The organism is Streptococcus chosunensis, assembly GCF_003626515.1.
GTDB classification, from domain to species: Bacteria; Bacillota; Bacilli; order Lactobacillales; family Streptococcaceae; genus Streptococcus; species Streptococcus chosunensis.
This window is the reverse complement of the sequence record NZ_RBCK01000001.1, coordinates 591,868-606,922: the sequence shown is the minus strand read 5'-3', so window position 1 is coordinate 606,922 and position 15,055 is coordinate 591,868. Positions and strand designations below refer to the sequence as shown.

Genomic DNA, 15,055 nt, shown 5'->3' with positions numbered 1-15,055 from the left:
TCATGACTGAAAAAGACGAAAAGTTTTTTGAGAAGAAAATGGACCGTCGAGAATTTCTAAAAAAAGCAGGGATTGGAGGGGCTGGTTTAGCGCTAGGGCTCTCTGGTGCTTCTGCTTTTTTCGCACCTAAGCTAGGAAGTCAGGAAAAAATCTCGTACGGAAATGAAAAAATTGCTTTTTATGGCAAGCATCAAGCTGGGATTAGTACGCCCATGCAAAAAAACATCTATTTTGTTGTCTTGGACTTGCACACGACGGATAAGGATAAAATTATCCAGTTGTTCAAGGATTGGACAGATTATAGTGCCAAGTTGGTTGAGGGAGAGCTGGTCAAAAAAGATGGCCAGAATGCTCTCTTGCCTCCGAGCGATACTGGTGAGACAGTCGGGCTCAATCCTCATCGTCTGACGCTGACTTTTGGTGTGTCTGCCAGTTTCTTGAAAAAGATGAACTTAGAAAGCAAGCGTCCTCAAGTGTTCAGGGATTTACCGCCTTTTCCTAAAGAGCAATTACGTGAAAAATATACTGGTGGAGATATTGTGATTCAGGCTTGTGCAGATGATGAGCAAGTTGCCTTTCATGCTATTCGCAATCTCATCCGTAAGGGCAGAAATGCCGTGACCCTTCGTTGGAGTCAGTCTGGATTTGCAGCGATCGGTGATCGAATGGAGACTCCACGTAACCTCTTTGGTTTTAAGGATGGAACAGCAAATCCAACCAAGGAGAAAGACTTTGACCGCGTTATCTGGGCTGATAGTAAGGACTGGATGGAAAATGGTTCTTATATGGCAGTTCGTCGGATTCAGATGTTTTTAGAGACCTGGGATCGCACTAGTCTTGAAGAACAAGAAAATACCTTTGGTCGTTATAAGGAAAGTGGTGCCCCCTTTGGTAAGAAGAACGAGTTTGATGAAGTGGATTTGAGTCTTTTGCCAGATGATTCGCATGTTCGTTTGGCTAAGGAAGTGGATAAGCCCCTTTTGCGTCGTTCTTATTCATACTCTGATGGGATTGATGAAAAAACTGGCCAGTTTGATACAGGCTTGCTCTTCATTTCTTTCCAGAAGGATCCTGATAACTTTGTTAAAGTTCAAACCAATCTAGGTGCTACAGATAAGATGAATGAATATATCACTCACATCGGTAGTGGACTCTTTGCTTGCTTTGGTGGTGTGGAGAAAGGAGGCTACATTGGTCAGAAATTATTGGAAGGTTAAAAGCTGGTTCTTGGTTTTAGCTTTGTCACTTTTAATTCTTTCCCCAGTAGGTGCCCAAGAAAGCTTGAGTTCTTACTTTGTGAAAATCACTGATGCGTCTAAAGCAGTAAAAAATGGTGATCAGTCTGAAGCCCAGAAACTCGTTAAGGAGATGGCAACAGACTTTGAAAGAGTAGAAGACAGCAATTCTGAGGCTGGTAAAGTCATCAAGGAAAAGTTAGCTCAATCAGGAGATATCACTGAAGATAAACTCACTGAAATTTCTGCAGCCCTATTAGCCTTTGAAAAAGAACAAAATCCTGTTGACTTAGATGCTGAAAAAGAAAAATTGGTAAACCGTCTAAGTCCTCGTTTTGAAGCCTTAGAGCAGGCCATTGCATCCAAAGATTTGGAAAAGATCCGAGAAGCTTTTAAGAAAATGAATTCCACTTGGACTATCAATGAAAGTGTGGTTCGTGACAATAGTACGGCCCATTATGGACGTGTTGAAACAGCTATTTCTTTCTTGCGTAGTAGTATGGAAACCGAGCCTACGGATTTTAACTCAATCCAGACTTCCTTCGAGGACTTAAAAAAGGCTATTGATGATTTTGTAACTGGAAAAGAAGTCGCAGAAGCATCTTCTAGTTTGACTCTTAAAGACGGTATTGCCCTTTTGAAGAAGGCTTTGGAACAATTCCAAGCTGGTGATCAAGCATCAGGAGAAGCTAGTATGAAGGAATTCATCACTATCTGGCCAACGATTGAGGGTTCTGTTAGCACGACCAATCCATCCCTCTATACTAGAGTGGAGAGTGAAAGCCCTGTGATTATGGTCAAGGGAAGTGAGAAGGAATATCAAGAAAAATTAGAAAAACTGATTGCAGATTTATCACAAATTGATACCAGCGCACGTTACAATGCCTTTGATGCCATGCTGATTCTTCTAAGAGAAGGTGTAGAGGCTCTCTTAATCGTTATGGCCTTGGTAACAACCTTGAAAGCAGCCAAGATGCGAAAAGGGCTCAAGTGGGTTTATGGTGGTGCTATCACTGGAATCATGGCCAGTCTTCTTATTGCTTTCATCCTGCAAATTGCCTTTCCAGCAGTAACATCAGGATCCAATCGTGAAATCATCGAAGGAGCAGTTGGGATTTTTGCGGTAGCTATGATGATTGTGATTGGAATCTGGCTTCATAGCAAATCTTCAGTCAAAAAATGGAATGCCTTTATGGAGTCACAAATGGAAACAGTGACCAAGACAGGATCCTTTATTTCTATGTTTGCCCTCAGTTTTCTAGCTGTTTTCCGTGAGGGAGCAGAAACCATTCTTTTTTATGTTGGGATTTTACCAAGAATTTCCAGTTTTGAATTTGTCTTGGGAATTTCACTTGCCTTGCTGGTTCTGGTAGTTATTGCCATCGTGATGAACAAGGCCAGTCAATTCTTCCTGCCACATAAGGTCTTCTTTATCCTGACTTGGATGATTTATGCCCTAGCCTTCAAGATGCTGGGAGTTAGTATCCATGCTCTTCAGTTGACAAATATGGCGCCAAATCACTTGCTGACAGGATTTCCAACGATTGACCTGCTTGGAATTTATCCAAGTTGGGAAGGCTTGGCCAGCCAGCTAGTCTTTGTTGTTATTGTCTTGATTGTCACTTTCAGACAGGGTGAAAAATAGATGGATAGAAAAGAATTGACAATCGTTGAACATCTGGTAGAATTTAGAAAGAGATTATTGGCTGTGGTCATTTGTTTCTTTTTGGTATTCTGTGTCTCCTTGATTTTTGCAGACCAGATTTACCAGTATGTGACCCAATCTTTTCAGCAAAAGTTGATTGTTTTAGGACCTAATGATATTTTATGGATATACATACGCTTGGCTAGTCTGATGGCCTTTACTATCACCTTGCCCTACACGGTGTATCATATTTGGTCTTTCATCAAACCTGGCCTAAAGAAGGAAGAAGCTAGAGCAATTTTTGCCTATATTCCAGCTAGTTTCCTTTGTTTTCTAGTTGGACTGGCTTTTGGTTTTTACTTTGTAACACCAGCCTTACTTCAGGTTTTATTAGGGCTAGGAGAAGGGCTATTTGAAACGCAGTTAACTGCACAAAATTATCTGTCCTTTGTTTTTCAAACGACCTTGCCTTTGGCCATGATTTTTGAATTGCCAGTTATCATTGCCTTTTTGACGTCGATTGGGCTCATTGGTCCAGAATTATTGATTGCTTATCGCCGATATGCTTATTTTATCTTATTGGTACTTGCAGTCATCTTGACACCAGCTGACTTTGTTAGCGATTTGGCAATGACTGCCCCTTTGATTTTACTCTATGAATTGAGTATTGCTATCAGCAAACACATTATGAAACACAAGCAGAAAGGAGAGAGAAATGGGAATCTTACGTGATATCGGAGCGCCAGGATTGATTATCATCGTTTTAGGAGCTCTCTTGATTTTTGGACCAAAACGATTGCCTGAATTAGGTGAGTCAATCGGTAAAATGCTGTCTGAATTTAAAAAAGCAGTTAAAGGAACTGAAAATCAAGATAAGAAAGATTAAGACTGGTGAGTTTTACTAAAAATAAGAAGTTAGGAAGTGTGTCTCTATTGGACATTTATCATTTCCTAGCTTTTTCTTGTATTAAGAAAATATAAATTTAAGCTTTCTTTAAGAAAACTATATTATTCTGAAGAACTCTAAAATTTCACAGCCATTTATTAGTAATGACTATTGAATTCCTAGTCACTACTAGAAATGGACTAGTTTCTTTGAATAATGGAACTGCTTAATCCTCCTATTCTAGAACGGGAGGTCCGGTATTTCTTTCATGATAGGACTAGATTGTGGTATAATAGAGAGAATAAGTTTTTTTAGTAAGACAAAGGAGAAAATAGATGATTTATGCAGGAATTCTTGCCGGTGGAACTGGCACACGTATGGGAATCAGTAATTTGCCAAAACAATTTTTAGAGCTAGGTGATCGACCTATTTTGATTCATACAATTGAAAAATTTGTCTTGGAACCAAGTATTGAAAAAATTGTGGTTGGGGTTCATGGAGACTGGGTTTCCCATGCAGAGGATCTTGTAGATAAATATCTACCTCTTCATAAGGATCGTATCATCATTACAAAAGGTGGTGCTGACCGTAATACGAGTATTGAGAAAATCATTGAAGCCATTGATGCTTATCGTCCGCTTACTCCAGAGGACATCGTTGTTACCCACGATTCTGTTCGTCCATTTATTACGCTTCGCATGATTCAGGACAATATCCAACTTGCTCAAAATCATGACGCAGTGGACACAGTGGTAGAAGCGGTTGACACTATCGTTGAAAGTACTAACGGTCAATTTATTACAGATATTCCAAATCGTGCTCACCTCTATCAAGGACAAACACCTCAAACATTCCGTTGCAAGGACTTCATGGACCTTTACGGTTCTCTCTCTGCCGAAGAGAAAGAAATCTTAACAGATGCATGTAAAATCTTTGTAATTAAAGGAAAAGATGTAGCCTTGGCTAAGGGTGAATATTCAAATTTGAAAATTACTACAGTAACAGATTTGAAGATTGCAAAAAGCATGATTGAGGAAGAGTAATAAAATGATTAATCAAATTTACCAACTAACAAAGCCTAAGTTTATCAATGTCAAATATCAGGAAGAGGGTATTGACCAAGAGAATCATATCCTCATACGCCCTAATTATATGGCGGTCTGTCATGCGGATCAGCGTTACTACCAAGGAAAACGTGATCCGAAGATTTTGAATAAAAAACTTCCAATGGCAATGATTCACGAGTCATGTGGAACCGTTATTTCTGACCCGACAGGAACCTACGAGGTTGGTCAAAAAGTTGTTATGATTCCCAATCAGCCTCCTATGCAGAGTGATGAAGAATTCTATGAAAACTACATGACAGGGACCCATTTCTTGTCTAGTGGCTTTGATGGCTTTATGAGAGAGTTTGTTTCTCTCCCTAAAGACCGTGTGGTGGCTTATGATGCTATCGAAGATACGGTTGCAGCCATTACAGAGTTTGTCAGTGTCGGTATGCATGCCATGAATCGCCTATTGACTCTTGCTCATAGCAAGCGGGACCGAATCGCCGTTATCGGAGATGGAAGTTTAGCTTTTGTGGTTGCAAATATTATCAACTATACTTTACCAGAAGCAGAGATTGTGGTTATTGGTCGTCATTGGGAAAAGTTGGAACTCTTCTCTTTTGCCAAGGAATGCTATATCACTGATAATATTCCTGAAGATTTGGCCTTTGACCATGCTTTTGAGTGTTGTGGTGGTGATGGTACTGGACCAGCTATTAATGACTTGATTCGCTACATTCGTCCTCAGGGAACGATTCTCATGATGGGCGTTAGCGAGTATAAAGTCAATCTCAATACACGCGATGCCTTAGAGAAAGGCTTGCTCTTGGTTGGTTCCTCTCGTTCTGGTCGCATCGATTTTGAAAATGCAATCCAAATGATGGAAGTCAAGAAATTTGCCAATCGTCTTAAAAATATCCTTTATCTAGAAGAACCTGTAAGAGAAATTAAAGATATTCACCGTGTCTTTGCGACCGATTTAAACACAGCCTTTAAAACAGTGTTTAAGTGGGAAGTATAAGTGCTGGAGGTTAATTGTGGAGAAAATCATTAAAGAAAAAATTTCTTCCTTACTTAGTCAAGAAGAGGAAGTCCTCAGTGTTGAACAACTGGGAGGTATGACCAATCAAAACTATTTGGCCAAAACAACAAATAAGCAATATATTGTTAAGTTCTTTGGGAAAGGGACAGAAAAACTGATCAATCGTCAAGATGAAAAGTACAATCTTGAACTGCTTAAAGATTTAGACCTAGATGTCAAAAATTATCTTTTTGATATTGAAGCTGGTATCAAAGTAAATGAGTATATTGAATCTGCTATTACGCTTGATTCAACTACAATCAAGACCAAGTTCGATAAAATTTCTCCAATTTTACAAACTATTCATGCGTCCGGTAAGGAATTAAGAGGAGAATTTGCTCCTTTTGAAGAAATCAAAAAATACGAATCCTTGATTGAAGGGAAAATCCCTTATGCCAACTATGAAGCAGTTCGAGAAGAAGTCTTCTCCTTAGAGAAAAGACTGGCTGACTTAGGTGTTGACAGAAAATCTTGTCATATCGATTTGGTGCCTGAAAACTTTATCGAATCACCTCAAGGACGTCTATATCTAATTGACTGGGAATATTCATCAATGAATGATCCAATGTGGGATTTGGCTGCTCTCTTTTTAGAGTCTGAATTCACTCTCCAAGAGGAAGAAGCCTTCTTATCTTACTATGAGAGTGACCAAACACCTGTCTCTCGAGAAAAGATTACTATTTATAAAATTTTACAAGATACTATTTGGAGTCTATGGACTATCTATAAGGAAGAGCAAGGCGCAGATTTTGGTGACTATGGTGTAAGTCGTTACCAAAGAGCTGTTAAAGGTTTGGCTTATTATGGAGGTTCAGATGAAAACTAAAAATGGAGTTTCTTTTGGTCTACTCTCAGGTATTTTCTGGGGGTTAGGTCTAACGATTAGTGCTTATATCTTTTCGATTTTTACAGATTTATCGCCCTTTGTGGTGGCTGCTGCTCACGATTTCTTGAGTATCTTTATCTTACTAGCTTTTCTTTTGATAAAAGAAGGAAAAGTTCGTCTCTCAATTTTCTTAAATATTCGCAATGTTAGTGTTATCATCGGAGCCTTACTAGCAGGCCCTATCGGTATGCAGGCCAATCTTTATGCAGTTAAGTATATCGGAAGTTCTTTAGCTTCATCTGTATCAGCTATTTACCCTGCGATTTCAGTTTTATTGGCTTTCTTCTTCTTGAAGCACAAGATTTCGAAAAATACTGTGTTTGGGATTATCTTGATTATTGCAGGAATTATTGCCCAGACCTATAAGGTTGAACAGGTCAATTCCTTCTACATTGGGATTCTCTGTGCTTTGGTTTGTGCCATTGCATGGGGGAGTGAAAGTGTCCTTAGCTCTTTTGCTATGGAAAGTGAATTGAGTGAAATCGAAGCCCTCTTAATCCGTCAAGTGACTTCATTCTTGTCCTATCTTGTGATTGTGCTCTTCTCTCATCAGTCATTTGCAGAAGTAGCTAATGGACAATTGTTAGGTCTTATGATTGTCTTTGCAGCCTTTGATATGATTTCCTACTTGGCTTATTATATCGCTATCAATCGCTTACAACCAGCCAAGGCTACAGGCTTGAACGTGAGCTATGTAGTCTGGACTGTCTTGTTTGCAGTTATTTTCTTGGGTGCACCACTAGATATGCTGACAATTATTACGTCACTTGTCGTCATTGCTGGAGTTTATATTATTATTAAAGAATAAAGGAGATTCGTGTGAAAGCCATCATCTTAGCAGCGGGCTTGGGAACTCGCTTGCGTCCTATGACTGAAAATACCCCTAAAGCCTTAGTTCGGGTTAATCAAAAACCTCTGATTGAATACCAAATTGAGTTTCTCAAAGAAAAAGGAATCCATGATATCATTATCATTGTTGGTTATCTTAAAGAACAATTCGATTACTTGAAAGAGAAATATGGAGTACGACTCGTTTTCAATGATAAATACGCTGATTACAATAACTTTTACTCTCTCTATCTTGTAAAAGAAGAATTGGCTAACAGCTATGTTATTGATGCCGACAATTATCTCTTTAAAAATATGTTCCGCAATGATTTGACACGTTCGACTTATTTTAGTGTCTATCGTGAAGATTGTACCAACGAATGGTTCTTGGTCTATGGAGATGACTACAAGGTTCAAGACATTATTGTTGATAGCAAGGCAGGCCGGATCCTTAGTGGTGTATCCTTCTGGGATGCTCCAACTGCAGAAAAGATTGTCAGCTTTATCGACAAGGCTTATGCAAGTGGAGAATTTGTTGATCTCTACTGGGACAATATGGTTAAGGATAATATCAAAGAGCTAGATGTCTATGTCGAAGAATTAGAAGGTAATAGTATCTATGAGATTGATAGTGTCCAAGATTATCATAAATTAGAAGAAATTCTTAAAAACGAAAATTAAAGATTCCAACATCTGACTGAAATAGTCGGATGTTTTTTACTTCACTTTAGTTTGTTATTTTTAATAACTGTTTGAAATGTGGTTGTTAAATATAAAAAAAAACAAAAAATGAACAAAAAACAACAGAAAAATATTGACAACGATTTCATATAGTGTTATACTTATAGCATAAAGTTAATGGAAAGAAGGGAAAACCTTATGGGATTAGATCATTTCTTTGACAAAAACCTTGTGTTTTGCTTAGAAGCGGATAATCAAGAACATCTCTTTGATCAGGTTGCAACTTTATTGGAAGAACGTGAAATCGTAACTCCAACTTATCGTGAAGCCTTGATCACGCGTGAAAAGTCATTTCCAACTGGCTTAGATATGGAATTTTTGGGTAAGGATTTGCCGAATGTGGCTATTCCTCACACAGATATTGTTCATAATCTAGCCGAAAAAGTTGTGGTCGTTCGATTAGAAAAACCAGTGACTTTCCACAATATGATTGCGCCAGATAAGGAAGTAGAAGTATCCTTACTCTTCTTTATCATTAATAACTCAAGTTCAAGCCAAACGAACATTCTTGCTCAGTTGATGGACTTCTTTACTGGGAATGGTCATCTTGAAGACCTATCAAAAATTTCTGAACCAGAAGCCATCTATGCTTATATTGCTGAAGCAATTGCTTAATCTTGTCTATTAAAAATATTAAATCGGAGGAAATCCATATGATTAAAATTCTTGCTGCCTGCGGTGCAGGTGTTAACTCAAGCCACCAAATTAAAAGTGCTCTTGAAGAAGAACTTTCAAACCGCGGTTTCGATGTTCACTGTGACGCGGTAATGGTCAAAGACGTTAATGAAGACCTTATCAAAGGTTATGACATCTTCACACCAATTGCTGCGACAGATCTTGGTTTTGACCCAGGTATTCCAGTTATCGAAGCTGGACCAATCTTATTCCGTATCCCAGCAATGAGTGCTCCAGTATTTGACAATATTGAAGCAGCTATCAAAGAACACGGATTAAGCTAATTTTAATTTGTTAACATTCATATAACTATAAAAAGGGAGGAACTATTATGGATGTCATTATCAATCTGGCCAACGATATCTTTAAACCTATCTTGGCTATGGGTGGCCCTATCATCATGCTGATCATTTTGACAGTGTTGGCCCTACTTTTTGGAGTGAAATTCTCCAAAGCGCTTGAAGGTGGTATCAAGCTCGCCATCGCCCTTACTGGTATCGGTGCTATCATCGGTATGCTCAACGGAGCTTTCTCAGCATCACTTGCGAAATTCGTTGAAAACACTGGTATTCAATTGAACATCACCGACGTTGGTTGGGCACCACTTGCTACCATCACTTGGGGATCTGCTTGGACACTTTACTTCTTGCTTGTAATGTTGATTGTCAACGTTGTGATGCTTGCAATGAAGAAAACAGACACACTCGATGTCGATATCTTCGATATCTGGCACTTGTCAATCACTGGTCTTTTGATCAAATGGTATGCAGACAACAATGGTGTAAGCCAAGGGGTTTCACTCTTCATCGCGACAGTAGCAGTTGTACTTGTAGGTATTTTGAAGATCATCAACTCTGATTTGATGAAACCAACATTCGACGACCTTCTTAACGCACCAAGTTCATCACCAATGACTTCAACTCACATGAACTACATGATGAACCCAGTTATCATGGTCTTGGATAAGATTTTTGATAAAGTTTTGCCAGGTCTTGATAAATATGACTTTGACGCTGCAAAATTGAACAAGAAAATTGGTTTCTGGGGATCTAAATTCTTCATCGGTTTCATTCTTGGTATCGTTATTGGTTTGATGGGAACTCCACATCCAGTTGCTGGAGTAGAAGATGCATCTTCATGGGAACTTGTTATTAAAGGTTGGTTGTCTCTTGGTTTGACAGCCGGTGTAGCTTTGGAACTCTTCTCACTTATCGGTTCATGGTTCATTGCTGCCGTAGAACCACTTTCACAAGGTATTACAAACGTTGCTACTAAACGTTTGGAAGGACGTAAGTTTAACATCGGTCTAGACTGGCCATTCATCGCTGGTCGTGCTGAAATCTGGGCTTGTGCAAACGTACTTGCACCAATTATGTTGATTGAAGCTGTGCTTCTTTCAAACGTCGGAAATGGTATCTTGCCACTTGCAGGTATCATCGCTATGGGTGTTACTCCAGCTCTCTTGGTTGTAACACGTGGTAAATTGCTCCGTATGATTATCTTCGGAACACTCTTGTTGCCACTCTTCCTTCTTTCAGGTACACTTATCGCGCCATTTGCAACAGAACTTGCTAAAGGTGTAGGTGCCTTCCCAGAAGGTGTGAGCCAAACTCAATTGATCACTCACTCAACTCTTGAAGGACCAATCGAAAAACTTCTTGGTTGGACAATTGGTAACACTACAACTGGTGATATTAAAGCAATCCTTGGTGCTGTAGTCTTCCTTGTATTCTATATCGGTATCTTTGCATGGTACAGAAAACAAATGATCAAACGTAACGAAGAGTACGCAGCAAAAGCAAAATAATGCGCTCCTATAAAATGTAAATTGTTGAAACTAGGTTGTCATACCTTCTAGGAGTGACAGCCTAGTTTTTTTATAAACTATCAAGAAATCGGAGAAAATAATGGTAATTGAATTAAAATCAGAACAATTAAGAGTTCAATTTAACAGTTTTGGTGGGGCTCTTTCTTCTATAAAAGATGCTGAGGGACTTGAGTATTTGTGGCAAGGGGATCCTACTTATTGGAGTGGACAAGCTCCTGTTCTTTTTCCCATTTGTGGTTCATTGAGAGAGGATACAGCCGTCTATATAGATGAAAATGGGAGAGAAAGTCAAGGAAAAATTCCTCGTCATGGTTTGGTTCGTAAGAAAGAATTTGAATTGGTTGAACAGACAGACAAGAGTGTAACTTTTGCAATTGAAGACGATGAGAATAGCTATCAGAACTACCCTTATCATTTCCGCCTAGAAATCACTTATAGCCTTACTGGCAAGACAGTGCGGACTCAATACAAGATTTTCAATAAAGAAACTAGCAAGGTCCTGCCTTACTTTATTGGTGGACATCCAGGATTTAATTGTCCTCTACTGGATGATGAAGTCTATGAAGATTATTATCTAGAGTTTGAGAAAGAAGAGACTTGCTCTGTTCCACGTCCTTTCCCAGAAACGGGGATGCTTGATTTTCAAGATAGAAGTCCATGGCTAGAGGGTCAAAAAGAATTAGACCTCAGCTATGATTTGTTCAGCACAGATGCAGTTACCTTAGATGAATTGCAATCTAGAACAATTTCCCTTCGTTCTCGTAAACATGATAAGGGATTGAAAGTGCACTTTGCAGAGTTTCCAAATCTCATTATCTGGTCAACTTTGAATAAAGGTCCTTTCATTGCCTTTGAACCATGGTCTGGCTTGTCAACATCCCTTGAAGAAGGAGATCATCTAGAAGATAAGAAGAATGTTCGCCTCCTAGAACCTGGTCAAGTGGATCAAATTGGTTTTGATATCGAAATTTTTTAGTTAAAAAAACACAAAAACAAACATTAACTGTTGACTTTTTCCGGAAATAGGAGTATATTATGTTTGTAAGCAACAAATGATGTTTGTAACAAACAAATAATCACTTGTTATATTCTCTTTTGTGGAGAAAGATTATTTCTAGGAAACTGATTTCCTAAACTTGAATAAGGTGTCATTCATCTCATTCAATCCAATTTGTCAATAAACTGCTAGAAAGCCTTTTGTAGGTCAACTGCTGACTATAAAAGGTTTTACTAGCCTAGAAAAATAAAAAGGAGTATACAATATGTCTATTGTTATCGGTGCAGATGCTGCAGGTTTGAGATTGAAAGAAGTTGTGAAAGACTTCTTGGAAAAAGAAAACTTCCACGTTGTGGATGTTACAGCTGAAGGTCAAGACTTTGTTGATGTGACTCTTGCTGTGGCTGCAGAAGTAAACAAAGAAGAACAAAACCTTGGTATCGTGATTGATGCTTATGGAGCTGGTCCATTCATGGTTGCAACTAAAATCAAAGGAATGGTTGCTGCAGAAGTATCTGACGAACGTTCAGCTTATATGACTCGTGGACACAACAACTCACGTATGATCACTATGGGTGCACAACTTGTTGGTGATGAATTGGCTAAAAACATCGCTAAAGGATTTGTTAACGGTAAATACGATGGCGGACGTCACCAAATTCGTGTCGACATGTTGAACAAAATGTGCTAATTAGATTACAGTAAGAAAGGTAAGTTAAAAATGAGAATTGCAATTGGATGTGACCACATCGTAACAGATGAAAAAATGGCGGTTTCAGAATTTTTGAAATCAAAAGGATATGAAGTCATTGACTTTGGTACATATGACCATACACGTACTCACTACCCAATCTTTGGTAAAAAAGTTGGTGAAGCCGTAACTAGCGGTCAAGCTGATCTTGGGGTATGTATCTGTGGTACTGGTGTTGGTATCAATAACGCTGTAAATAAAGTTCCAGGTGTTCGTTCTGCCTTGGTTCGTGATATGACAACAGCTCTTTATGCTAAAGAGCAATTGAACGCTAACGTTATCGGTTTTGGTGGTAAGATTACTGGTGAATTGCTCATGTGTGACATCATCGAAGCTTTCATCCATGCTGAATACAAACCATCTGAAGAAAACAAAAAATTGATTGCGAAAATTGAACACGTTGAAAGTCACAATGCTCAACAAACAGACGCAAACTTCTTCACTGAATTCCTTGAAAAATGGGATCGCGGAGAATACCACGACTAAGAGGTGACCTATGATTTTAACAGTCACAATGAACCCATCCATCGATATTTCCTATCCTTTGGATGAGTTGAAGATTGATACTGTCAATCGTGTGGTAGATGTAACCAAAACGGCTGGTGGTAAGGGACTCAATGTTACCCGAGTACTTTCAGAATTTGGCGATTCTGTTCTTGCTACTGGTTTAGTGGGTGGAAAACTTGGTGAGTTTTTGGTTGAACATATCGATGATCAAGTAAAGAAAGATTTCTTCTCAATTCAGGGAGAAACTCGTAACTGTATCGCTATTCTCCATGGAGACAACCAAACAGAAGTGCTTGAAAAAGGTCCTGAAGTATTGGAACAGGAAGGTCAAGACTTTTTGGAACATTTCAAAAAACTCTTGGAGTCAGTTGAAGTAGTAGCTATCTCAGGTAGTCTGCCTGCTGGTCTTCCAGTTGATTACTATGCGAACTTGGTAGAACTTGCTAATCAAGCAGGCAAGCCTGTAGTCTTGGATTGCTCTGGTGCAGCTCTTCAGGCAGTTCTTGAATCACCACATAAACCAACAGTAATCAAACCCAATAATGAGGAATTGTCTCAACTTCTAGGAAGAGAAGTTTCTGAGGATTTGGAAGAATTAAAAGAAGTCCTTCAAGAACCTTTGTTTGCAGGGATTGAATGGATCATCGTCTCACTTGGTGCCAACGGTGCCTTTGCCAAACATGGCGACACTTTCTACAAGGTAGATATTCCTAGAATTCAGGTAGTCAATCCTGTTGGATCTGGAGACTCTACTGTGGCAGGAATTTCTTCAGGACTTCTTCACAAAGAATCGGATGCAGAATTACTCATCAAGGCAAATGTCCTTGGTATGCTCAATGCTCAAGAAAAAATGACTGGTCATGTCAACATGGCCAACTATCAAGCTCTATATGATCAATTAATAGTAAAAGAGGTATAAAATGGCTTTAACAGAACAAAAATGTGCACGCTTAGAAAAACTTTCTGATGAAAATGGTATCATCTCAGCTCTTGCATTTGACCAACGTGGTGCTTTGAAACGCCTTATGGCTCAACACCAAACCGAAGAACCAACTGTAGCTCAAATGGAAGAACTTAAAGTCTTGGTAGCAGATGAATTGACTAAATACGCTTCATCTATGCTTCTTGACCCTGAGTATGGACTTCCAGCAACTAAAGCTCTTGATGAAAAAGCTGGTCTTCTCCTTGCTTATGAAAAAACAGGTTATGACACAACAAGCACAAAACGCTTGCCAGACTGCTTGGATGTTTGGTCTGCAAAACGTATTAAAGAAGAAGGTGCTGATGCAGTTAAATTCTTGCTTTACTATGATGTAGATAGTTCAGACGAACTTAACCAAGAGAAACAAGCCTACATCGAACGTATCGGTTCTGAATGTGTGGCTGAAGATATCCCATTCTTCCTTGAAATCCTTGCTTACGATGAAAAAATTGCGGACGCAGGTTCTGTAGAATACGCGAAAGTAAAACCACACAAAGTTATCGGTGCCATGAAAGTCTTCTCAGACCCACGCTTTAACATTGATGTCTTGAAAGTAGAAGTTCCTGTTAACATTAAATATGTTGAAGGCTTTGCTGAAGGTGAAGTAGTTTATACACGTGAAGAAGCAGCAGCATTCTTCAAAGCACAAGATGAAGCAACTAACTTGCCATATATCTACTTGAGTGCTGGTGTATCAGCTAAACTTTTCCAAGACACTCTTGTATTTGCTCATGAATCAGGTGCAAACTTTAACGGAGTTCTTTGTGGCCGTGCTACATGGGCTGGATCAGTTGAAGCTTACATCAAAGATGGTGAAGCAGCAGCTCGCGAATGGCTTCGTACAACTGGTTTTGAAAATATTGACGAACTCAACAAAGTCCTTCAAACAACAGCGACTTCATGGAAAAAACGCGTGTAAGAAAGCTATTAAAAACTGAAATTTTTAATACTTACAAAAATCCCC

17 protein-coding genes are annotated in these 15,055 nt (G+C 39.0%); all 17 read left to right on the top strand.

Features of this window, described 5'->3' with window-relative positions; translation table 11 throughout:
* The first annotated feature begins 2 nt into the window (after positions 1–2).
* The gene (gene efeB / locus D7D54_RS02910; protein ID WP_049491771.1) at positions 3–1,217 is read left to right on the top strand and encodes an iron uptake transporter deferrochelatase/peroxidase subunit; all 1,215 of its coding nucleotides are present in this window, start codon (positions 3–5) and stop codon (positions 1,215–1,217) included.
* Positions 1,192–2,880 (top strand): FTR1 family protein, encoded by a 1,689-nt coding sequence (locus tag D7D54_RS02905; protein ID WP_020902404.1) that lies wholly within the window; start codon positions 1,192–1,194, stop codon positions 2,878–2,880. The genes efeB and D7D54_RS02905 overlap by 26 nt, the downstream gene beginning before the upstream one ends.
* A complete protein-coding gene (gene tatC, locus D7D54_RS02900) occupies positions 2,881–3,612 on the top strand; it encodes a twin-arginine translocase subunit TatC (RefSeq protein ID WP_020902403.1) in 732 nt (243 codons plus the stop codon).
* Complete coding sequence (gene tatA, locus D7D54_RS02895; RefSeq protein ID WP_020902402.1) at positions 3,596–3,766, top strand: twin-arginine translocase TatA/TatE family subunit; 171 nt, start codon at positions 3,596–3,598, stop codon at positions 3,764–3,766. Before tatC ends, tatA begins: the two co-directional genes overlap by 17 nt.
* Positions 3,767–4,101: 335 nt before the next feature.
* A complete protein-coding gene (locus tag D7D54_RS02890) occupies positions 4,102–4,809 on the top strand; it encodes an IspD/TarI family cytidylyltransferase (protein ID WP_004259627.1) in 708 nt (235 codons plus the stop codon).
* A gap of 4 nt (positions 4,810–4,813) precedes the next feature.
* Positions 4,814–5,836 carry a ribitol-5-phosphate dehydrogenase gene (locus D7D54_RS02885; RefSeq protein WP_120718794.1) on the top strand — a complete coding sequence of 341 codons (1,023 nt, stop codon included), beginning with the start codon at positions 4,814–4,816 and terminating at the stop codon, positions 5,834–5,836.
* Positions 5,837–5,852: 16 nt separating this feature from the next.
* Positions 5,853–6,722 (top strand): phosphotransferase family protein, encoded by an 870-nt coding sequence (locus D7D54_RS02880; RefSeq protein ID WP_020902401.1) that lies wholly within the window; start codon positions 5,853–5,855, stop codon positions 6,720–6,722.
* On the top strand, positions 6,712–7,590 hold the full coding sequence (locus D7D54_RS02875) for a DMT family transporter (protein WP_020902400.1): 879 nt from the start codon (positions 6,712–6,714) through the stop codon (positions 7,588–7,590). The genes D7D54_RS02880 and D7D54_RS02875 overlap by 11 nt, the downstream gene beginning before the upstream one ends.
* An 11-nt stretch (positions 7,591–7,601) precedes the next feature.
* Positions 7,602–8,291 carry a sugar phosphate nucleotidyltransferase gene (locus D7D54_RS02870; RefSeq protein WP_120718793.1) on the top strand — a complete coding sequence of 230 codons (690 nt, stop codon included), beginning with the start codon at positions 7,602–7,604 and terminating at the stop codon, positions 8,289–8,291.
* Positions 8,292–8,489: 198 nt separating this feature from the next.
* A complete protein-coding gene (locus D7D54_RS02865) occupies positions 8,490–8,966 on the top strand; it encodes a PTS sugar transporter subunit IIA (RefSeq protein WP_004260657.1) in 477 nt (158 codons plus the stop codon).
* A gap of 38 nt (positions 8,967–9,004) precedes the next feature.
* A complete protein-coding gene (locus D7D54_RS02860; RefSeq protein ID WP_000590547.1) occupies positions 9,005–9,310 on the top strand; it encodes a PTS sugar transporter subunit IIB in 306 nt (101 codons plus the stop codon).
* Between the two features lie 47 nt (positions 9,311–9,357).
* Positions 9,358–10,833, top strand: a complete 1,476-nt coding sequence (locus D7D54_RS02855) for a PTS galactitol transporter subunit IIC (RefSeq protein ID WP_120718792.1) — start codon at positions 9,358–9,360, stop codon at positions 10,831–10,833.
* Between the two features lie 100 nt (positions 10,834–10,933).
* A complete protein-coding gene (locus D7D54_RS02850; protein ID WP_020902396.1) occupies positions 10,934–11,830 on the top strand; it encodes an aldose 1-epimerase family protein in 897 nt (298 codons plus the stop codon).
* Positions 11,831–12,116: 286 nt separating this feature from the next.
* Positions 12,117–12,542 carry a galactose-6-phosphate isomerase subunit LacA gene (gene lacA, locus D7D54_RS02845; RefSeq protein WP_000029277.1) on the top strand — a complete coding sequence of 142 codons (426 nt, stop codon included), beginning with the start codon at positions 12,117–12,119 and terminating at the stop codon, positions 12,540–12,542.
* A gap of 30 nt (positions 12,543–12,572) precedes the next feature.
* Entirely contained in the window at positions 12,573–13,088 is a 516-nt protein-coding gene (gene lacB, locus D7D54_RS02840; protein ID WP_001216913.1) for a galactose-6-phosphate isomerase subunit LacB, read from the top strand.
* A gap of 10 nt (positions 13,089–13,098) precedes the next feature.
* Positions 13,099–14,028 (top strand): tagatose-6-phosphate kinase, encoded by a 930-nt coding sequence (locus D7D54_RS02835; protein ID WP_020902395.1) that lies wholly within the window; start codon positions 13,099–13,101, stop codon positions 14,026–14,028.
* 1 nt (position 14,029) lies between these two features.
* Positions 14,030–15,010, top strand: coding sequence for a tagatose-bisphosphate aldolase (gene lacD / locus D7D54_RS02830; protein WP_020902394.1), 981 nt, complete (start codon positions 14,030–14,032; stop codon positions 15,008–15,010).
* Positions 15,011–15,055 lie beyond the last annotated feature (45 nt).